This is a genomic window from Rossellomorea yichunensis (assembly GCF_032337515.1).
In the GTDB taxonomy this organism is placed as follows: Bacteria; Bacillota; Bacilli; order Bacillales; family Bacillaceae_B; genus Rossellomorea; species Rossellomorea yichunensis.
Genome location: NZ_JAVYAD010000002.1, coordinates 40,045 through 59,716 on the forward strand (window position 1 = coordinate 40,045; position 19,672 = coordinate 59,716).

Genomic DNA, 19,672 nt, shown 5'->3' on the forward strand with positions numbered 1-19,672 from the left:
TGCATTTCATAGTTAAAAAGAGAATGATGATTTTAATTAACCTACAATTTGTCCTCTACATACATTAATATCGTAGTAAGATAACTGGAGGTGACTGATGATGTATGGATATGGATACCCTGGATATGGATATGGCTGCGGTGGTGGTGGCTACGCTGGTGGCTTTGCGTTAATCGTAGTTTTATTCATCCTATTAATTATCGTTGGAGCAGCGTTTGTTTGTTAATAATAAATGAATGATGGCTAGGTGACCTCAACTGAGTCAATGATTTCTTTACCAACATCCGGTGAAGAGAGAAGTGACTACTGGGGGTCATCTTTTTTTATACATATTGATTGTCACAGAGTTGTTCTCGTATTAGAATACAAGAGGAATCAATACTCTTGTAAAGGATCGAGCCCCGATGACTAAAAAATTCGCACAAAAAAAGCGTCCCAGTAAGAAAAAACGATCCTCACCATTTAAGATCGTCCTTATACCCATCATCGTCATAGCTATTTATTATGCCGTAAATAATGAAGAAACCACTTATAACCTGTCCTCATTGGGTAAAGAAGAGGTACCGTCCGAATATATTCCCATTTATAAAGCAGCTGAAGAGGAATACGGGGTACCATGGTATTTACTGGCTGCCCATCACCGGGTCGAAACAAAATTTTCCACCATGAAAACTCTTGTGTCTCCTGTGGGAGCAGAAGGACACATGCAATTCATGCCATGTACATTTGTCGGTTGGTCACACCCGAGTTGCTCAGGCTTAGGAAAAGGGAATATTCCACAAAGCCAAAAAACAGACCCTGAAGTCATTGAAAAGTATGGTGGTTATGGGGTCGATGCAAATGGAGATGGAATAGCCGATCCATTTCAAATTGAGGATGCAGTATTTAGTGCTGCAAACTATCTGGAACGAAATGGAGCGGCTGACGGAAAAATCGAACAAGCAGTATTTGCCTACAATCATAGCGACAAATATGTAGAAGATGTTTTGTACTATGCAGATCGATTTGTAGAAGATGAAGAAGAAGAGTCAGGCGAGGCTATGTAATTTTAAAATATATGGAGAAGAGCCGGAATGTAATATCGGTTCTTTTTTATTTTTTTGAACAGATTTGAAAAAAGGAGGGGCATATTCCCAATAACCCAATAATTATATACACTCCCATAATAAATTGATATGATAAGGTTCGTGAATTTTTACGTTTGGCAAAGGTGATTCAGATGAAAACGACAGAAATGATAGAAGAGTGGCAATTCGCTCTGGATATGGAAATACTACAACTAAAAAAACAGGAAACATCTGGAGTTATGATAGAGGAGGGCAGATGTATCCGCAAAGAAGAAAATGCCTATATTTATTGGTTCACCCTTAGTTATCCTGCGTCTTTACCAGAAGGAGGGGGCGTAGTTTTTAAGAGAAAGCAATCAAGAATCACAGGGGTTGTGATTAGTTCAGAGGATCGGGAGTGCATGATTGAGCTCGATCAATTCATTGGTGACACCATTTCTTATGGTCAAATATTGCATGCCCCATGGGAGATATTAGAGAAGTTAATAGAAAGATTAGACGAAGCAAAAGAGCGCCACGAAAAAACAGTGCGTATTCATCATGTGATGAATCCAATACAAGAAATACGGCATCCGAAGACTACGTTTAAAAACCCTTTACACGAAGCATATGTTCGCAGTAAGTATAATCCTGTTACCTATCTGTGGGGACCACCTGGAACAGGAAAAACCTATACACTTGCCAGAGTAGCTGCTTATCATTATTCTGAAGGAAAAAAAGTGCTGCTTCTTTCCCATAGTAATGCTGCAGTTGATGTCTTAATAGAAGAAATGCATCACTTTCTCAGCAGTCATGACCGGTGGAAGACAGGCGAAGTCATCCGTTATGGTACCAACCGGAAATCGTATAGTGAAGAAGTTACAGATTTAAGCGTGCTCCAATTATTAGAACAGCTTGACCCCAGCCTTGCAGAGGAGAAAGGAAAGGTCGAAACCTACCGGAGGAGGTTAAAAAATAAACTTGCTAAAACGTACTCAAGTTATGATTCAGAGAGGTTGTCTCAACTAGAGGTTCATTACCAAAAAATCAAAGAAAAGTTTAAACGAAGAGAAGGTGAACTTGTCATAGACGCAAGGGTCATCGGTACGACTCTATCTAAAGCTGCGATTGATGGCATTCTTTATGAAGAAGAGTTTGACCTTGTTATCGTGGATGAGGCGAGTATGGCCTATATACCTCAGATAGCATTTGCTGCATCCCTTGGTAAAAAGGTCATTATTTGCGGGGATTTCAAACAGCTCCCGCCTATTTCTACGTCCTTTCATCCGATGGTAACCAAGTGGCTGAAGGAAGACATCTTCCATTCGGCTCAGGTGGCACATGCCGTTGATAAGGGCAAGGACCACCCTCAGTTATTATTGCTTCCAGAACAGCGGCGAATGCATCCAAGCATTTCTGCATTTACCAATCACTATATCTACCATTCGAAGGTAGGTAATCACCATTCGGTAGAATTGATGAGAGCGGGGATTACAAATAAAATGCCTTTTCCTTCACATGGAGCGGTATTATTTTCACTCAATGAAGGTACCGAGTGGGCAGAGACTCAAAAAGGCTCACGTTGGAACGTCCTATCCAGTTTAGTGACGATCCATCTTACTCTGGAAGCGATCGAGGATGGGATGCAATCTATCGGGATCGTGACCCCCTACCGTGTCCAGGCAAAATGGTATAACCTGTTATTGGACGAATTGGTAAGGAACTCACATCCTCATTTGAATTTATACGCCGCTACGGTTCATGGCTTTCAAGGTTCGGAAAATGACATGATCCTTTTTGATCTCGTTGATGGAGCTTCCCATGGGAAACCGGGGGCACTCCTTACTCGGAAAGGAAGCGATAGGTTACTGAATGTAGCGATTACGCGAGCGAGAGGGAAGTTCGTTCTTATTGGCAACGATCAATTTATTCAGGAGAAGACCCATTCTTCCCAACCCATCCATCAGTTTATACGACATCTTCAAGAGGAAGGGCATAAGGGAACAAGTTCCTCACTCAGTCCTTCCTCGACTAAGAAAATGAAGTGGACTGATGTAAGTGATCGAAACAGACTGGTGAAAGATTTTAAGGCAGCTAAACAAAAAATCGTAGTGAACGTTGGACATGTGACAGATATCCCTCAAGAGATATTGATCATATTACGCAAAGTATCCACTGAGAAAAACGTCATTATCCAATGTAAGGACAGCGGCGCTTCCCAACCTGGAATCAGCTTCAAAATTAAAAAAGCAACAACAGATATTCCATTCATCGCATTAGATGAAAAAGTCATCTGGTTCAATTCTTTTGCCAAAGAAAGGAACCGGTTTCCTTATCATGTGAGGATTTTATCGAAGAGAATCACAGGCCAATTCCTCAAACTGACTGAAGAGAAATAAGCGGTGGTCCTTTTGAAAGTTAGTAGCTTGAAATCTACTTCTCTCAAAAGGAGTCGCCGCTTAATTATTTTTCAACCAGTATACTCCATTTTTGCTTCGTCAGCACCCGACCAATTATTCTAGCTGATATCGAGTGAAGTCCTAACACCTCTATATACTTTTCCGCTTCACCCTCAGGCAAACTTACTAATAATCCTCCTGAAGTAATCGCGTCACATACAATCCACTGATCTTCCATGGTGATACTCGGATCATAGTGCACTTTGTCTTCAAGCCACTGATGGTTCGCTTTCGACCCACCAGGAATGACTCCTTTGGCTGCTAATTCCTTCGTCCCTTCTAATAGGGGAATGGAAGAGTATGAGAACTCTATGGACACATCACTGCCTTTAGCCATTTCAAAGGCGTGACCCATTAAGCCAAAGCCTGTTACATCTGTCACTGCATGCGGATGAAAGTCTTGTAAAACTTCTGCTGCAGATTTATTTAACATGCTCATGACTTCGATCACATCTTTTTCTTGGTCTGCCGACACCATCTTACGCTTAATACCTGTCGTTAAAATTCCTACACCCAGTGGTTTTGTAAGAACTATAACGTCTCCTTCTTTGGCACCGTTGTTTGTCCAATATTTTTTCGGGTGAACGATTCCAGTAACACTCAAACCGAATTTCGGTTCTTGATCGTCAATGGAATGGCCGCCGACCGTCACAGCACCAGCTTCGATTACTTTATTTTGTGCACCGGACAGAATTTCAGTAAGTATTTCACTTCCGAGCTTTTTAATTGGAAAACCTACAATGTTTAAAACCGTTTTCGGCGTTCCACCCATAGCATAGACGTCACTTAGTGCGTTTGCCGCTGCTATTTGACCAAATTGGTAAGGATCATCCACGATCGGGGTAAAATAATCTACGGTTTGTACCATAGCCAGATCATCTGTCAGTTGATAAATACCACCATCGTCAGATGATTCGCTCCCTACTAACAATGCTTCATTAAATGGTTGAGGGGGTAGTTGACGCAACACTTGCGTCAAGTCACTAGGACTAAGTTTGCAGCCTCAGCCAGCTTTTGAAGAAAGTTCTGTTAAACGGATAATTTCTTCCCTGCTCATTCACTTCACCCCTTTATGTATGAATATTCTAATTGTACAGGATAAAAATACAATCGGGCAAAGGAGAAGTGACGGATGGGTAAAAATCAGGAGGGGAGAAGGAGAATTTGCAAACTGCAAAAAGAAAAAAGGTAAGTATTTGGAGAAAAATAGAAGCTATGGTATTATGCACACAGGAAAATATTTAAATAAAGGAGGAACATAAGATGAAAAAGGTCTCGATTACAATTGAATTTTGCATGATGTGAAACTATGCACCTAAAGCCGCGAGTTTCGCGGAACAACTGTTTACCCATTTTCGTTCAGACATTAAAGAACTAAAGTTAATACCATCTTCAGGTGGCGCTTTTGAAATTTCAGTAGGAGGAGAAAAGGTTTATTCTAAATTAGATACAGGAGTGTTTCCTGACATAAACCTCATCATTTCTTCAATTGAATCCCTATAAACATAGTTAAAGGTCTGAATTTTTCACTTCAGACCTTTTCATCTATTTATAGAGAGTTACTCATTAGATAACCCCTGAACTCGGATGACGAAGGAAGTGGGGGTGGGACATTCTTTTTTTGGGACATTGATTTCGATGGTATGATGCTCGATTGAGTAGGTGATTGCCCGTTGCTTTAAACAAAAGGGAAAGCGAATGGTTCGATTCCTCACCTTGATTTCGTCCTTCATCAGTATCGATACGATTAATTGAGTGTTATTTTTCTTAATGATTAATTCCTCTGGATGAATATTTTCTGTTTCGATTTCTACGATGAACGCTTCCGTTGTATCCAGAAAGTCGACTCTAAATTCTTGTTCATCCAATTGAACCGTAGCAGGATCCAATAGCCAATCCTTCATATTCTCCTCCCAGTTCTCTAAATAGAAATCCTCCCTTTCCTTGCTCATTTACACCTGACCCCCAACTTATTCTTTTACACATTGTATTCTTTCTAATTTAAATGGTGAGGGTGTTATAATCAGTATAAAGAATAAAGGAGGGTTCATTGTGAAACAACTCGTCAGACACATTCCGCCCATCTACCAACTACAACAATCCAATCAATTCCATACTCTCCTTAATAAGCATGACCTCACTAAAGAAAGAGGGACGGACCTATTAAAAGAGGTGATTACATGCTGTCGGAATTCCCTGCTAAATGAACAATGGCAAGGACCTCATCCATCAACAGACGAATTTGTCAAAGAAGTGTTTGTACAAGCGGATACCTTGATGCAAGAATCGCATTCTCTTTCTCTTCACAAGGTTATTAATGCAACCGGAACCATATTGCATACGAATTTAGGACGGGCCAGATTGGGACAAGATGCCATTGAACATGTCCAAATGATTGCAGGTCACTACAGTAATTTAGAATACGATATTGAGGGGGGAAATAGAGGTTCGAGGCATACCCATGCTGAAAAGTTCATCTGTGAGTTAACTGGAGCGGAAGCGGCCATGGTTGTGAACAATAATGCAGCAGCTGTTTACCTTATTCTCACTGCCCTTGCGAAACATAAAAAGGTGATTGTCTCCAGAGGGGAGCTCGTGGAAATCGGAGGATCATTTCGAATTTCTTCCATCATGGAAGAAAGTGGTGCTCTGCTCTCTGAGGTTGGAACGACCAACAAAACCCACTTAAGGGATTATGAAGAAGCACTATGTGAAGAAACAACCATGATCATGAAAGTCCATCAAAGTAATTTTGTGATAAAAGGATTTACATCATCCGTTTCCACTGATGAACTTGTTCAGTTATCCCACCGACATCCCCATATCCTATATTATGAAGATTTAGGGAGTGGTGCTCTTTACGACTTTGAAAAAATGGGGATCGGAAATGAACCTGTGGTAAAGACTGTCATTGAAAAAGGGAGCGACCTCGTTTCTTTTAGTGGAGATAAATTATTAGGAGGGCCCCAGGCTGGTATCATTGCAGGAAAAAAACAATGGATTGATCAGCTTAAAAAGCATCAGCTGGCCCGGGTACTGCGTGTAGACAAAATGACACTGGCAGCTTTAGAGATGACACTCATGCATTACATAAAAGGGGAGGAACAGGATAAAAATCCGACCATTGCATCCATTACCCGCAAAAAAGAAGAGGTTTTTCAGCAATCTACACATTTCGTAGAAGAAGGCAATTCCCTGAAATCGAATTTCTTATTTAAAATAATTGAAGGAAAAAGCCAGATTGGTGGAGGGACGATGCCTGACGTTGAATTAGATACTTATCTCGTTTCAGTTACTCATGACAAATTGTCTGCCCAGGAAATTCATGAGAACCTTAGAAAAGAGAACCCTTCAATCTTAACAAGAATTCAAGAAGAAGCCGTTCTCTTTGATCTGCGGACCGTCTCCTTCCTTGAACAAATGGACATTCTCCATGCATTAAAGAATCTGCAATAGATGATAAAAGGGAGTGCGGATTGTGTTATCACAACCCCTGCACTCCCTTATTTATTGGTTACATATCGTGATGGCTATGTTGCTTTTGGCGAGTATGGTTACGATTCTTCACTTTATGTGATCCACTTAAAGGTTCCTGCTGCCCAGACTGCTTCGGAGCATTTTTACGCATATCTTTGCTATCATTTTTGTTCATAAAGCATCCCTCCTGTTATTAGAATGCTTTGCTCTAAAACAGTTTATTCATGGGTATATTTTTCAGCCTATCTGACCATACTAAAAAAGCTAATTTCAGAATAAGGAGAGATTATCCATGCCTTACCATAAAGACAAACAACAAGCGTACCAAGCTGCAGAGCAAAGCGTTACTGAAATACAGAATACAATCAATGAACTTGTTTTAGATGGAGCGAGTTACGGTTCACAACTGGCTCACTTAAAGAATGAGGTAAACGAAGCGTATCAACAAATTGAAAATGCACTTGAAGTGGCATCTGAAACACAAAGAACACAGCTCCAACAATTCAAATCAGACTTGTCTTCGATCGTCAATGAAGTAAATGAACAATCGTAAAAAATCAGAAGAAACAAAACCCGCTCTGCTAAACATTCGCAAAGCGGGTTTTGTTTTTGGACAAACGGGGTAGGGGAAGAGAGATGAAGATATTTACATAAATGACGGTGATTAAACCAAACTGAGTATGTTTATAAACCTCGTTCATTTAACCACCGATCATTTGAACTACTGATTGGTTTTGCGTTTTTTATTAAACTGACGTTGAGCTTCAGTTAATGGTTCATTTGAATATTCTTCATTGTACCCGGCACCTTTTCCTTGTGCCTTCGCTGCATTCATCCCGTTGATTACATGATTTGCTTTACGTTTAGCCATTGTAGGACACCTCCATATGGATAGAATGCCACCATCATCAATCCTTTATAAGAGGGAAAGGCTAGCAGATTTATTTTTTCACGATAATATTTTTATGAAACTGACACCTTTTGACACGGGGAAAAATGTTGATTTACCAATATTTCTCTAGAAACCTAAAGGAGTTTATTATTTTAGATAAGAAAAACTTATCAAAAACAATAACTTTATTGTTATTTACTTATGTAATCGCTTGTATTAAGATGTAAATGTGAGAAAAGTTCGTTAGTTTTTTATTACGAAAACTTTTCGACTTATTGTTTGATGTAGTTTAGAGGGGGAATTCGAAATGGCAAAGAACGATGTATTTAATGCACGATCTTCTTTCGAACTAGAAGGAAAACGTTATCATTACTATCGTTTAAAAGCACTTGAAGAAGCAGGAGTAACAAAAATTAATCGTTTACCTTACAGTGTAAAGGTATTGCTCGAGTCTGTACTTCGTCAGTTTGACGGACGCGTGATCAACAAAGACCACGTTGAAAATTTAGCAAACTGGGGCTCAGCTGAAGTGAAAGATGCGGAAGTTCCATTCAAACCTTCCCGTGTCATCCTTCAAGATTTTACTGGAGTACCAGCAGTAGTTGACTTAGCGTCTTTACGTAAAGCAATGGCTGATATTGGTGGAGATCCACAAAAGATCAATCCTGAAATTCCAGTTGATCTTGTAATTGACCACTCCGTACAAGTAGATAAATATGGTACAGTCGGTGCTTTACAAGCAAATATGGATCTTGAATTCGAACGAAACGCTGAGCGTTATCAGTTCCTTAGCTGGGCTCAAAAAGCATTTGAAAACTATCGTGCTGTACCGCCGGCAACGGGTATCGTACACCAGGTTAACCTAGAGTATCTAGCGAATGTCGTTCACGCTGTTGAAACAACAGATGGCGATTTTGAAACATATCCGGATACATTGGTAGGTACTGACTCTCATACCACTATGATCAACGGTATCGGCGTGTTAGGTTGGGGTGTAGGTGGAATCGAAGCAGAAGCAGGAATGCTTGGTCAACCTTCATACTTCCCAATCCCGGAAGTTATCGGGGTAAAACTGACAGGTGAACTTCCTAATGGAGCAACAGCTACTGACTTAGCTCTTAAAGTTACACAAGTATTGCGTCAAAAAGGTGTAGTAGGGAAATTTGTTGAATACTTCGGAACAGGAGTAGCAACATTACCACTTGCCGACCGTGCAACAATTGCCAATATGGCTCCTGAATACGGTGCGACATGTGGTTTCTTCCCAGTTGATTCAGAGTCTTTAGACTACCTTCGTTTAACAGGCCGTGACGAAGACCACATCAAAATGGTTGAGGAATATTTAAAGAAAAATGATATGTTCTTCACTCCTGAAAAGGAAGAACCAACATATACAGATGTAGTAGAAATTGACCTTTCTGTAGTGGAACCTAACCTTTCCGGACCTAAACGTCCACAGGATTTAATTCCGCTATCTGATATGAAAGAATCTTTCAATAAGTCAATTACAGCTAAAGAAGGCGTTCAAGGCTTCGGATTAGATGCGTCTGAAATTAATAAAACGGCAAAGTACACAACGGAAGATGGTAAAGATGTTGTTATGCCTACTGGAGCGATTGGTATCGCTGCCATTACATCTTGTACAAATACATCTAACCCTTATGTTATGCTGGGTGCTGGCTTAGTAGCGAAAAAAGCAGTAGAGCTCGGAATGAACGTTCCTGATTACGTAAAAACTTCTCTGGCTCCAGGGTCAAAAGTTGTAACTGGTTACCTTAGAGATTCAGGTTTACTATCTTACCTTGAAGATATCGGCTTTAACCTTGTAGGGTATGGTTGTACGACTTGTATCGGTAACTCTGGTCCATTACGTCCGGAAATTGAGAAGGCTGTATCAGACGCTGATTTACTCTTAACTTCAGTACTTTCAGGAAATCGTAATTTCGAAGGTCGTATTCATCCATTAGTGAAAGCAAACTACCTTGCTTCACCACCACTGGTTGTTGCTTATGCATTAGCTGGTACAGTGGACATTGATCTTCAAAAAGATTCTCTGGGTAAAGACAAAGACGGAAATGATGTATTCTTCAGAGACATCTGGCCTTCTCAAGATGAAGTCAAGGATGCTGTGAAATCTACTGTTACTCCTGAGTTATTCCGTAGAGAATACGAGCATGTTTTCTCTGAAAACGAGCGTTGGAACGAAATCAAAACAAGTAATGAGCCACTTTATAGCTTCGATGATCAATCGACATATATCCAAAATCCATCTTTCTTCACTGGATTAGCAACTACTCCAGAAGATATCCAAGGATTAAATGGACTGCGTGTTGTTGGTAAATTTGGTGACTCAGTAACAACTGACCACATTTCTCCTGCAGGCGCGATCGGTAAGGATACGCCAGCTGGTAAATACCTGCGTGCTAACAATGTTGAACCACGTGATTTCAATTCATACGGTTCTCGTCGTGGTAACCATGAAGTGATGATGCGCGGTACGTTTGCAAACATTCGTATTCGTAACCAAATTGCTCCAGGAACAGAAGGTGGTTTCACAACCTACTGGCCTGACAATGAAGTTATGGCAATGTACGATGCTTGTATGAAATATCAACAAGATGGTACTGGACTAGTTGTTCTTGCAGGAAAAGATTACGGTATGGGATCTTCCCGTGACTGGGCAGCAAAAGGTACAAACCTTCTTGGTATCAAAACGGTTATCGCTGAAAGCTATGAGCGTATTCACCGTTCGAACCTTGTCATGATGGGAGTGCTTCCACTTCAATTCAAAAAGGGTGACAGCGCTGAATCTCTAGGTTTAACAGGTAGAGAAACGATTTCTGTCAATGTGACAAACGATGTTAAACCTCGTGATATCTTAACGGTTACAGCTGTAGCTGAAGATGGAACAAAAACAGAGTTCGAAGTACTGGCTCGATTTGATTCAGATGTAGAAGTAGACTACTACCGTCATGGTGGAATTCTACAAATGGTTCTACGTAATAAATTACAGGCATAAAGTATGCTTTCAAGCCCCGGGTCTTCCCGGGGCTTTTTTTGTGTTCAACAATTAAGGCTAAATGTCACTTGAAATTCCATGACTAAATAGAGACAAGCTATCATAAGATGATAGTACTATCATTCCTATGAGAGGAGCACTCCTTTGAAATCTATCTTTGGCATGTTGCTTGTAACTTTATTAGTCTTCACGTTCTATATGGAAAATAAGTCAGAGCCCACTTCCTTTTCAGAAAGCACGTTCGGTCAAGCTACTGAGTATGATCAATTAATCGATATAGAAGAAGGAGAGGTGTCGGAAACTACCCCTGCAGAGAACTATCCTGGCCCGAATGTCGGGGACAAGGCCATCGACTTTAAATTGGATACCCTTTCAGGGCAATCAATCACTTTATCTGAATTGAAGGGAAAGAAAGTGGTTCTCAATTTCTGGGCTACTTGGTGTCCACCGTGTAAAGAAGAAATGCCGATCATGCAGGAGTTCTATACGAAATACGGGAAGGACGTTGAAATCCTGGCAATCAACATCGATCCCCAATACAACGTAAAAGAATACCAAAAAGCAATGGGACTGACATTCCCGATCCTATTAGACAAAGACGACAAAATCAACAACGCATATGACATCCTAACAGTTCCAACCACCTTTATCATCAACGAACAAGGAATCATCACCCACAAACAAATCGGCGCCATCACCAGCCTTGAATCCTTCACTGCGCTAATCAAGTGAGGGACGGACCTTCAAACTGCTTTAATTATGAAATACCGTTGACTGGGGACGGACCTTTAAACTTCAGATTTTTCGAAATTCAATTATCCAATTCCCACAATCCGTTCAGAAAAACCATCTCTACTATTGTGACCTTTGTTTAAAATATCTGACATTTGGATATACTACTTATAACAAACCACAATTGAGAGTGAGGGGATTGGATTGCGCAGACCGAGAAAAAAATCATTCGCGGATCTTGTGAAAGAAAACAAAAAGCAGCTTCTTCTAGATCAGGATGCCATTGACGCCATTGAAGAACGAATCGATGCCAGACTGGAAATAAAGCGCCCTATAGGCAAAGCCGAGTAAGGAATTACGAGGCTTATTTTTTTTGCCCCAGAAATAATACTGCCAATTATTACGCCTATTCTTCCTTCCCATTTTGGTAATCATACTAGTAAGGAGGGGAAGTTTATGAGTAATTCAAAGGGAAGTCCGAATCATTTTGCACCAAACCATATTGGTACTCAATCAAGAGCAGCAGGCGGAAACAAAGGAAAACAAATGCAAGATAAGTCAGGTAAGCATGCGCAAGTCATCCAAACTAAGGGTGAATAACACTTACCTATGGGACGATAAATGTAAAGGGACCGGCCTTAAGGTCCGTCCCTCAATTCAAATAGCAGGAGGAATGAAGGATGGCATGGGATAAACCGAATCCGGATGATCGTAGTGATAATGTAGAGAAGCTTCAAGGCATGGTTCAGCATACGATTGAGAATATGGAGAAGGCTGAGGAGTCTATGGCTTTCACAGACAGTGAAGAGCAGCTTCAGTCTATTAAAGCGAAGAATGAGCATCGCAGAGAAAGCCTGGAAGCTTTCCGTAATGAAATCAAAGACGAGTCTCATCAAACAGAGCAATAACACCTGGAACCCGAACGGAGAAGGCTCTTAAGAGAACCTGTCTGTTCGGGTTCTTTCATCAATAAAACGTTAGCAGGCTTCACTCACTTTTAAGCCTATTTATTCAATGCCATCTCCAATCTATGTTAAAATGAATAAGGATACTTATTAGATGAAGAGGGTGTAAAGGATGCATATTGCTGAAAAAACCATAGAGGTACGATACGCAGAAACCGATCAAATGGGTGTTGTGTATCATGCGAATTATCTTGTATGGATGGAATTAGGAAGAACGCAGCTTATAGAAGATCTCGGCTTTAAGTACGCTGATATTGAAAAAGAAGGAATTCTATCTCCAGTTATAGATCTCAATGTCAGCTATAAATCACCGGTTCGATACGGTGAAAAAGCGTTTATAAAAACGTGGGTTGAAGAATATGATGGGCTCCGCATTACATATGCTTACGAAATCTATAATGGTCAAAACCAGCTTGCCATCACGGGACAATCGAAGCATGTTTGTGTCAAACAGGAAAACTTCCGTCCGATTTCCATCCGTAAACTGTTCCCTCATTGGCATGAAGCATACGAGAAGGCGAAGAAGTAGTGTATACATAATGGAGAGGTCCCTTGAAAAATATTTTAAAGAGGCAAGACGGAAAGGAAGATCTCCATGGCGTTCGGCTTAACCAAACACGAATTACACGCATGGAAGCAGCGTGTGAAGCGGGGAGAGATTGCCTTTCTCACTCACTATTGGCTAGATGACCGATTTCCTCATGCACGATCTGTCACGAAAGTGGGCTGCTGTGATCTCGATGCATTAACTCAGTGGGGAGATAAGTACGGGTTGAAAAAAGAATGGATCCATGAGAGGGAAGACGGTTTTCCTCATTTCGATCTACTGGGAGATATTCAATATGACATTCTTCATAAAGAGGGGCTCGACGACCATATCTCACGCTTCCTTAAAAGTAAATAATAAGGCTGGCGAATGCCAGCCTCTTCCATGAAACGTTACTTCTTGTACTCATATGAAGGTTCTTGAAGCTTATCGTCAAACTCGACGTATAAATCATGACCATCAAAAAACCATAAATCTCTCTCTTCAATAAAAAATTCCCTGTTCTCGATTTCAATTCGTTCACCGAGATCAACCGGTTCGTCTTTATTCACTCCTAATGAAAAACTATCATGCAGAGGACTGGAACCTCCATAGCGTACATAAAAACGAACTTGATCGCCTTCCTCTACAAGCATTTCGTTCTTAAACCACGTTAGGGCTTCTTTTGAAATATGTATCTTCATCGATGAGACTCCTTTCTCTACAGGTATTCCTCCAGAGTGTTTCATGTTTCTTTACAAAGAAGGTTTCATTTCATATTATATACATAGAAAAGAAGGAACATCTACTAATACGCATAAAGGATGAGATGGATGAATACACAAGCATTATTAAACTACATAGGTGCATTTATATTTGGCGGATTAAGTGTATTGACTTTCCTGCAATTACACGATGCGAAATATCAGATTGAAGCCGGCACCTTTATTATCATTGCTGCTCTCATTTATTATGGGATGGTCACTCTATTTTTTAAGGGCAGCCGTAAAACTTTCTTGATGGCCAACGCCTTATTGGCTGTATTAGCTCTTGGAGGCATATTCTTTAATTCATTGCTATTCGGTGGACATTAAAAAACGAGCTTCCCGTAGTGGAGGCTCGTTTTTTTCAACTTAGAAAATTAAGGTGTTAACACATGTCTAGATGACTTTAGAAATGTCACCTTCAGCCGGCCTCAAATTATTCAGGCAGGCCATTCACCATATGCGAGACCATTTCTTCTTCTGAATAACCAATCAGCCCATTCTTCTTAGCAAACTCCAGAGGGTAGATTCGGTAGTTATTGTAATGATTTTCTGAAACAAAGGTTGGCTGAAATTCAATGGAAGGGTACGCAATCTTGGAACTTCCCGGCTTCATCGTTTTTTCTACTTGAACCGTAACCATTCCTCCAATATCTTTGAAATCATCTTTCTGTCCTGAAAGAAAATTCCCTAATGAATAGATTACTACAGCATCCCTGCCATCGCTCGTTTTGTATGTTTGGATTGGCTGCAGAACGTGTGGATGATGGCCAAAAATGATATCAACACCATTTTCCGTTAACACATTTGCCAGTCTTTCCTGTTCCTCAGTAGGGAAGCGTTGGTACTCATTTCCCCAATGCAAACTCAATACGACTAAATCAACCTTCATACTTTTAGCTTTCTTGACTTCTTGAATCATGTTTTGCTCATCGATTAGATTGACTAAATAGTCTTTCCCTTTTGGCACAGGGATGCCATTTGTTCCATATGTGTATGAAAGCAGGGCAAAATTGATTCCATTTACATTGAAGGTACGAATTCGCTCCTTGTCTTCCTTACTTTTAAATGCACCCACATATGGCATGGATATCTTCTCATAATAGTCGATTGCACTCAGAAGACCTTTTTCGCCTTGATCCAATGAATGATTATTGGCGGTCGTGACAGCATCCACCCCCACGTCTTGTAAAGATTTCACAATCTCTTTCGGACTATTGAAGAGCGGGTAACTGGAAACGCCAAGTTCCACACCAGCCGGGGTTGATTCCTGATTTGCAATTAGAAAATCAGGGGCAGCCAGCATGTCCTTTATAGGTGCAAACATAGGGCTGAAGTTATACCCATTTTCATCTTTTGCATCATTATATACTGTATCATGGAGAAGAATATCTCCGATGGCGGCAAGTGTTGCATTTGACTTTATCGATTTCCCTGAAGCTTGAACTTCTTTTGTCGTATGAAGCAAAGAGGAGAGGTTCTTATTCTGTTCTCCTTCAGCAGAGGTGTTCCAGTCTGCGTATTGCTTATTTACAAGAAACCCAATCACTAAGAGTAAAGGAACACAAAGGAATACTCCTATCATTATTCGCTTTTTATTCATATTCATCATCCTTTATATATACACTACCTCTATTTTACAAAATAACAGGGGAAAGCGGGACATATTTATGAAAATATTGAGGAATATTCTCGTATTTTTGTGAAATTTGAATTATTTCGTTCAATCTTGATCATATTTGTCTTTTTATATCCATCATCTTTCTCAAAGGGATGGAAGGCTATACCTATTTGATTTTCTAACACCATAAAAAAAGCCACCTCTACAGCCAGAAACTCTCCAATAGAATAAGGGAGAGTCTGACTCTTAGGTCGCTTTTTTATTAGAGCCACTTGATTTTAGGTTCCGTTTTGTTTTTGATTCGGACAATATTCGCACGATGTCTATAAACAACGAAAATGGTCAGGATTCCTACGACAATAATGAGTGGTATATCTCCTGTGAAGATCGAGTACGTAAAGGCGAGCACTGCTGCTATCATAGAAGAGAGTGATACATACTTGGTTGCATACAAGCAAATAAAAAAGACTGCCAGTAAAATTAAAAATAAGATGTAATTATAGCCCAGAAGAACACCCGCAGAGGTTGCTACCGCTTTTCCTCCTCTAAAGTTTGCAAACACGGGATACATATGACCAATCACAGCAAATACCCCAGCCAATAACATATGTATATCACTTTCAAATAGCAAAGGTAAGAGAGTGGCTACCGTTCCTTTTAAAATATCCATGATAGTGACAATCATCCCGGCCTTCACACCCAAGGTTCTGAACGTGTTGGTTCCGCCAAGGTTTCCACTCCCGTGCTCACGGATGTCTTTTCCGTAGAATGTCTTCCCAATCAGTAACCCTGAAGGGATGGAGCCTAATAAATACGCTAATACAAGTATAAGGGCAAAAATCATCATCACAGCTCCTTTTAAAATAACTAATCCGTTCTTATTTTAACATGTTTTCCATAGGATGGGGAGAAAATAAGCGAAAAAATTAGTACCTGTTCATAAAAGTAGATAATATCTTTTATTACACTTAAAAACTGATTCACAAAGAGAGAAGTATGTTAAAATAAACACACTTTACATAGTTGAAATGAAGGTGTACACAAATGCAATTACTTTTATCGGCGTTTCAATGGGTGGCCTTTATGGTCGCAGGCTCAATTGCCGCTCCCATTGCCATAGCTGACTTGTTTCAATTGTCTCCAGCAGATACGGCAGGGTTCATTCAGCGGACCATCTTTGTATTAGGAGCCGCCAGTCTTATCCAAGCATTGGTTGGTCATAAACTTCCCATTAATGAAGGACCGGCTGGACTGTGGTGGGGAGTTTTCGCCATCTATGCAGGTTTTTCAGGAACCCTTTACAACAGTCACGAAGAAGTGCTGACCGTTTTACAAGGGGGGATGATTGTTAGCGGTGTGATTTTCTTTATTCTGTCTGCAACAGGACTACTAAAGAAATTATCATCTTTATTTACACCAGCGATTACATTTATTTACTTAATGCTTTTGATTCTCCAATTAAGCGGATCTTTTATCAAAGGGATGTTCGGGATACAGCATGAAGGACAATCCCTTCAGCCATTTGTCTTATTAGGAAGTATCATAACCATCCTTTTGGCATTATACTTTTCCGGTCATAAACGAAAGTGGATCCAACAGTACTCCATTATTCTTGCCCTCATCTCGGGCTGGCTAGTCTTCATTCTCATGGGACTGAGTGAAAGCGTGACTGTTTCTGACAGCTGGTTTACATTACCGGATATGTTCGCCTTTGGAGCACCTGTATTCGATACCGGTGTCATTGTGACATCCATTTTCATTACATTCTTGTTAACGACCAATATGATTGCTTCCATTCGAGTGATGGAAGAAGTTATGAAGGCAAAGGGGCAGCCCACATATGAAAGGTTTACGAAGAGCGGCTTTGCTTCGGGACTGAATCAGCTGTTCGGTGGAATATTCTCAGCCATTGGATCTGTACCCATTTCCGGGTCTGCCGGGTTTGTTGCCGCTACAGGGATGTACTCGATTATTCCCTTTATCCTTGGGAGTGCGATCATTATGATCATCAGTCTGATCCCAAAAGTAATGAACCTATTCGCAAGTCTTCCAGCTCCGGTTGGCTATGCCGTTACAACGGTCATCTTCATCAAAATGGTCGGCCTTGCCCTCGGAGAGTACAGAAAAGAAGAGAACGTCGAAAGAATTCATTTTGTCGCAGGCATCTCTCTCATTATAGGGGTAGGAGCCATGTTTGTGCCCCCATCCGCTTTTAAAGACATGCCTGTAGTGGTCGCCTCCATATTGAACAATGGATTGATACTCGGAACCATCACAGGAATCATCGTAGAACAATATATTCTGTTTAAGAACAAACATCACACTGAAGCCAGCAAACAATAGTTTGCTGGCTTTTTCTTGCCCTGTACAGCAAGAAGTATCTTGTATGAGGAATCCACATTATTCATAAACTAAAGCAACAAAGGCAATTTCTTGGACAACATGTTTACCTTTTGTATAATGAGGGTAACCCTTCTATGTTTAGAAAATTTTCTCAGTTCATAAAGCAGGTGGAAAAATGATTGAATTTAAGAATGTAACGAAAGTCTACGAAGATGGTACAGAAGCCATAAAGGGTATCAACCTGACGATTCCAAAAGGAAAACTTGTTGCCTTGATCGGGCCAAGCGGATGTGGGAAAACGACCACGATGAAAATGATCAATAAGCTCATTTCTCCATCCAGCGGAACGATTCTCATTAATGGTAAAGATACTTCCCAAACCGATGAAGTGGAGCTCAGGCGTAATATCGGCTATGTCATACAGCGCATAGGATTGCTTCCACACATGACAATCGAAGAGAACATCAGCCTGATTCCCCGTTTAAAAGGATGGAAGAAGGAACAATATGAAGGCCGGGTTGATGAGCTTCTAAATCTAGTCGGACTTGAACCTAAAGTGTATCGTAAACGATACCCGCTTGAGCTCAGTGGTGGACAACAGCAACGGGTTGGCGTCATTCGTGCCCTGGCAGCTGAACCGCCTATCATTCTGATGGATGAACCTTTCAGTGCCCTTGACCCGATCAGCCGGGAGCAGCTTCAGGATGAATTGAAAAGCATTCAAAATACAATACATAAAACGATCGTGTTTGTAACACATGATATTGATGAAGCGTTAAAGATCGCGGATGAGATTGCAGTGATGCGTGATGGAGAAATTGAACAGATCGCTACCCCATCAGAGCTTTTGTCCCAACCTGCAAATGAATTCGTTCGGGCATTTATCGGTGAGGACCGCCTGAACGCTCGACAAACTCAGATGCAAGTAATCGACATGATGGAAGACAATACAAATTACGTGCACTATGAAGAATCGGAATATACTTTGATACCTTATGACGCTACGGTCCAGGAAGCTGCAAGAATACTACTTGAGACTGGAAAACCCTATCTCATGGTCATTAAAGACGGCAAAAAGACAGGAAGCGTCACGGCCAGAGGGATTCTTCGTGCAGTAGCCTCGGAAGGGAAAAAGGAGGCACGTTCGGTATGAATACATTCTCGCTATTGTTTATCAACACCATTTCAAATCGCTCGGATGCCATCTTAAACGGATTATTTGAGCACCTGTATTTATCATTCGTATCCATTTTCATAGCAATTGCCATCTCTTTGCCGCTGGGTATATACATATCACGAAAAAAGCAAACAGCTGAATTCTATATCGGAATAACAGCCATTTTCCAAACCATCCCCAGCTTAGCACTATTTGGTTTCCTCATTCCCCTATTAGGTACAGGCAGTATCACAGCGATTATTGCCCTGACCGTATATGCACTCTTACCGATTCTCAGGAACACGTACACAGGGATCATCGGTGTTGATGAGGGAGTCATAGAAGCCGGCAGAGGGATGGGGATGACAAACTCACAGCTTCTGTTTAAAGTGGAGCTTCCTCTCGCCCTGCCGTTCATTATGGCGGGTATCAGAACCGCAACTGTCTTAACGGTGGGAGTCGCGACGCTTGCAACCTTTGTAGGCGCGGGGGGACTAGGTGATCTCATTTACCGGGGACTATCCACCTGGAATAATTCTTTAGTACTTGCAGGGGCTATTCCTGCTGCCTTACTTGCACTTTCTTTCGACTTTTTATTAAAGCTTCTTGAAAGGATGACAACACCTAAAGGATTAAAAGCACGGAAATAAAGCATATTCAAAGGAGAGTAAG

22 protein-coding genes and 2 pseudogenes are annotated in these 19,672 nt (G+C 40.8%); 17 read left to right on the top strand and 7 right to left on the bottom strand.

Annotated features, from left to right (window positions below; genetic code table 11):
• Positions 1 to 145 precede the first annotated feature (145 nt).
• From RSX31_RS04585 to RSX31_RS04595, 3 genes and pseudogenes are all read left to right on the top strand, one after another.
• Positions 146 to 226: pseudogene (locus tag RSX31_RS04585) on the top strand (YjcZ family sporulation protein); the annotation flags it as partial.
• Between the two features lie 178 nt (positions 227 to 404).
• A complete protein-coding gene (locus RSX31_RS04590; protein WP_148968981.1) occupies positions 405 to 1,046 on the top strand; it encodes a lytic transglycosylase domain-containing protein in 642 nt (213 codons plus the stop codon).
• A gap of 173 nt (positions 1,047 to 1,219) precedes the next feature.
• Positions 1,220 to 3,445: an AAA domain-containing protein gene (locus RSX31_RS04595; protein ID WP_315633571.1), complete on the top strand. Its 2,226-nt coding sequence runs from the start codon at positions 1,220 to 1,222 to the stop codon at positions 3,443 to 3,445.
• A gap of 64 nt (positions 3,446 to 3,509) precedes the next feature.
• On the opposite strand, the gene selD is transcribed toward RSX31_RS04595, so the two are convergent.
• Complete coding sequence (selD, locus tag RSX31_RS04600; RefSeq protein ID WP_315633572.1) at positions 3,510 to 4,562, bottom strand: selenide, water dikinase SelD; 1,053 nt, start codon at positions 4,560 to 4,562, stop codon at positions 3,510 to 3,512.
• Between the two features lie 260 nt (positions 4,563 to 4,822).
• Here selD and RSX31_RS23325 point away from each other — a divergent pair.
• A pseudogene (locus RSX31_RS23325) lies at positions 4,823 to 5,008 on the top strand (Rdx family protein); the annotation flags it as partial.
• A gap of 56 nt (positions 5,009 to 5,064) precedes the next feature.
• Here the strand turns inward: RSX31_RS23325 and RSX31_RS04605 are convergent.
• Complete coding sequence (locus RSX31_RS04605) at positions 5,065 to 5,457, bottom strand: Hsp20/alpha crystallin family protein (protein WP_148968978.1); 393 nt, start codon at positions 5,455 to 5,457, stop codon at positions 5,065 to 5,067.
• Positions 5,458 to 5,557: 100 nt separating this feature from the next.
• On the opposite strand from RSX31_RS04605, the gene selA reads away from it, so the two are divergent.
• Positions 5,558 to 6,961, top strand: coding sequence for an L-seryl-tRNA(Sec) selenium transferase (gene selA, locus RSX31_RS04610; RefSeq protein WP_315633574.1), 1,404 nt, complete (start codon positions 5,558 to 5,560; stop codon positions 6,959 to 6,961).
• Positions 6,962 to 7,019: 58 nt separating this feature from the next.
• On the opposite strand, the gene RSX31_RS04615 is transcribed toward selA, so the two are convergent.
• A complete protein-coding gene (locus RSX31_RS04615) occupies positions 7,020 to 7,157 on the bottom strand; it encodes a small acid-soluble spore protein P (protein WP_148968976.1) in 138 nt (45 codons plus the stop codon).
• A gap of 117 nt (positions 7,158 to 7,274) precedes the next feature.
• Between RSX31_RS04615 and RSX31_RS04620 the strand changes: the two genes are divergently transcribed.
• The gene (locus tag RSX31_RS04620) at positions 7,275 to 7,535 is read left to right on the top strand and encodes a hypothetical protein (RefSeq protein ID WP_315633577.1); all 261 of its coding nucleotides are present in this window, start codon (positions 7,275 to 7,277) and stop codon (positions 7,533 to 7,535) included.
• Between the two features lie 168 nt (positions 7,536 to 7,703).
• Here RSX31_RS04620 and sspO read toward each other — a convergent pair whose 3' ends face one another.
• Positions 7,704 to 7,853, bottom strand: a complete 150-nt coding sequence (sspO, locus tag RSX31_RS04625; protein ID WP_113967856.1) for a small acid-soluble spore protein O — start codon at positions 7,851 to 7,853, stop codon at positions 7,704 to 7,706.
• A gap of 328 nt (positions 7,854 to 8,181) precedes the next feature.
• On the opposite strand from sspO, the gene acnA reads away from it, so the two are divergent.
• The 7 genes from acnA (at position 8,182) to RSX31_RS04660 (ending at position 13,494) form a co-directional block, all read left to right on the top strand.
• Positions 8,182 to 10,893: an aconitate hydratase AcnA gene (gene acnA / locus RSX31_RS04630; RefSeq protein ID WP_315633581.1), complete on the top strand. Its 2,712-nt coding sequence runs from the start codon at positions 8,182 to 8,184 to the stop codon at positions 10,891 to 10,893.
• A gap of 144 nt (positions 10,894 to 11,037) precedes the next feature.
• Positions 11,038 to 11,625, top strand: a complete 588-nt coding sequence (locus RSX31_RS04635) for a peroxiredoxin family protein (RefSeq protein ID WP_148993904.1) — start codon at positions 11,038 to 11,040, stop codon at positions 11,623 to 11,625.
• A 204-nt stretch (positions 11,626 to 11,829) separates the two neighbouring features.
• Positions 11,830 to 11,976 carry an FbpB family small basic protein gene (locus RSX31_RS04640; protein ID WP_113967859.1) on the top strand — a complete coding sequence of 49 codons (147 nt, stop codon included), beginning with the start codon at positions 11,830 to 11,832 and terminating at the stop codon, positions 11,974 to 11,976.
• A gap of 105 nt (positions 11,977 to 12,081) precedes the next feature.
• A complete protein-coding gene (locus RSX31_RS04645; protein ID WP_044336998.1) occupies positions 12,082 to 12,225 on the top strand; it encodes an acid-soluble spore protein N in 144 nt (47 codons plus the stop codon).
• A gap of 80 nt (positions 12,226 to 12,305) precedes the next feature.
• Complete coding sequence (gene tlp / locus RSX31_RS04650) at positions 12,306 to 12,533, top strand: small acid-soluble spore protein Tlp (protein WP_315633585.1); 228 nt, start codon at positions 12,306 to 12,308, stop codon at positions 12,531 to 12,533.
• 169 nt (positions 12,534 to 12,702) lie between these two features.
• Positions 12,703 to 13,119, top strand: coding sequence for an acyl-CoA thioesterase (locus RSX31_RS04655; protein WP_148993905.1), 417 nt, complete (start codon positions 12,703 to 12,705; stop codon positions 13,117 to 13,119).
• Positions 13,120 to 13,185: 66 nt separating this feature from the next.
• Positions 13,186 to 13,494: a hypothetical protein gene (locus RSX31_RS04660; RefSeq protein ID WP_148993906.1), complete on the top strand. Its 309-nt coding sequence runs from the start codon at positions 13,186 to 13,188 to the stop codon at positions 13,492 to 13,494.
• A 35-nt stretch (positions 13,495 to 13,529) separates the two neighbouring features.
• Here RSX31_RS04660 and RSX31_RS04665 read toward each other — a convergent pair whose 3' ends face one another.
• Complete coding sequence (locus RSX31_RS04665) at positions 13,530 to 13,820, bottom strand: HesB/YadR/YfhF family protein (protein WP_148968968.1); 291 nt, start codon at positions 13,818 to 13,820, stop codon at positions 13,530 to 13,532.
• 129 nt (positions 13,821 to 13,949) lie between these two features.
• On the opposite strand from RSX31_RS04665, the gene RSX31_RS04670 reads away from it, so the two are divergent.
• On the top strand, positions 13,950 to 14,210 hold the full coding sequence (locus RSX31_RS04670) for a hypothetical protein (RefSeq protein ID WP_315633587.1): 261 nt from the start codon (positions 13,950 to 13,952) through the stop codon (positions 14,208 to 14,210).
• A gap of 106 nt (positions 14,211 to 14,316) precedes the next feature.
• Here RSX31_RS04670 and RSX31_RS04675 read toward each other — a convergent pair whose 3' ends face one another.
• Both RSX31_RS04675 and plsY read right to left on the bottom strand, forming a co-directional pair.
• The gene (locus tag RSX31_RS04675; RefSeq protein WP_315633588.1) at positions 14,317 to 15,483 is read right to left on the bottom strand and encodes a CapA family protein; all 1,167 of its coding nucleotides are present in this window, start codon (positions 15,481 to 15,483) and stop codon (positions 14,317 to 14,319) included.
• 280 nt (positions 15,484 to 15,763) lie between these two features.
• Positions 15,764 to 16,345: a glycerol-3-phosphate 1-O-acyltransferase PlsY gene (plsY, locus tag RSX31_RS04680; protein WP_315633589.1), complete on the bottom strand. Its 582-nt coding sequence runs from the start codon at positions 16,343 to 16,345 to the stop codon at positions 15,764 to 15,766.
• A gap of 200 nt (positions 16,346 to 16,545) precedes the next feature.
• Here plsY and RSX31_RS04685 point away from each other — a divergent pair, with 200 nt between their 5' ends.
• The 3 genes from RSX31_RS04685 (at position 16,546) to RSX31_RS04695 (ending at position 19,650) form a co-directional block, all read left to right on the top strand.
• Positions 16,546 to 17,844, top strand: a complete 1,299-nt coding sequence (locus RSX31_RS04685; protein WP_315633591.1) for a purine/pyrimidine permease — start codon at positions 16,546 to 16,548, stop codon at positions 17,842 to 17,844.
• Between the two features lie 175 nt (positions 17,845 to 18,019).
• Positions 18,020 to 18,997: an ABC transporter ATP-binding protein gene (locus RSX31_RS04690; protein WP_148993910.1), complete on the top strand. Its 978-nt coding sequence runs from the start codon at positions 18,020 to 18,022 to the stop codon at positions 18,995 to 18,997.
• Positions 18,994 to 19,650 (top strand): ABC transporter permease, encoded by a 657-nt coding sequence (locus tag RSX31_RS04695; RefSeq protein ID WP_148968963.1) that lies wholly within the window; start codon positions 18,994 to 18,996, stop codon positions 19,648 to 19,650. The genes RSX31_RS04690 and RSX31_RS04695 overlap by 4 nt, the downstream gene beginning before the upstream one ends.
• Positions 19,651 to 19,672: the final 22 nt, after the last annotated feature.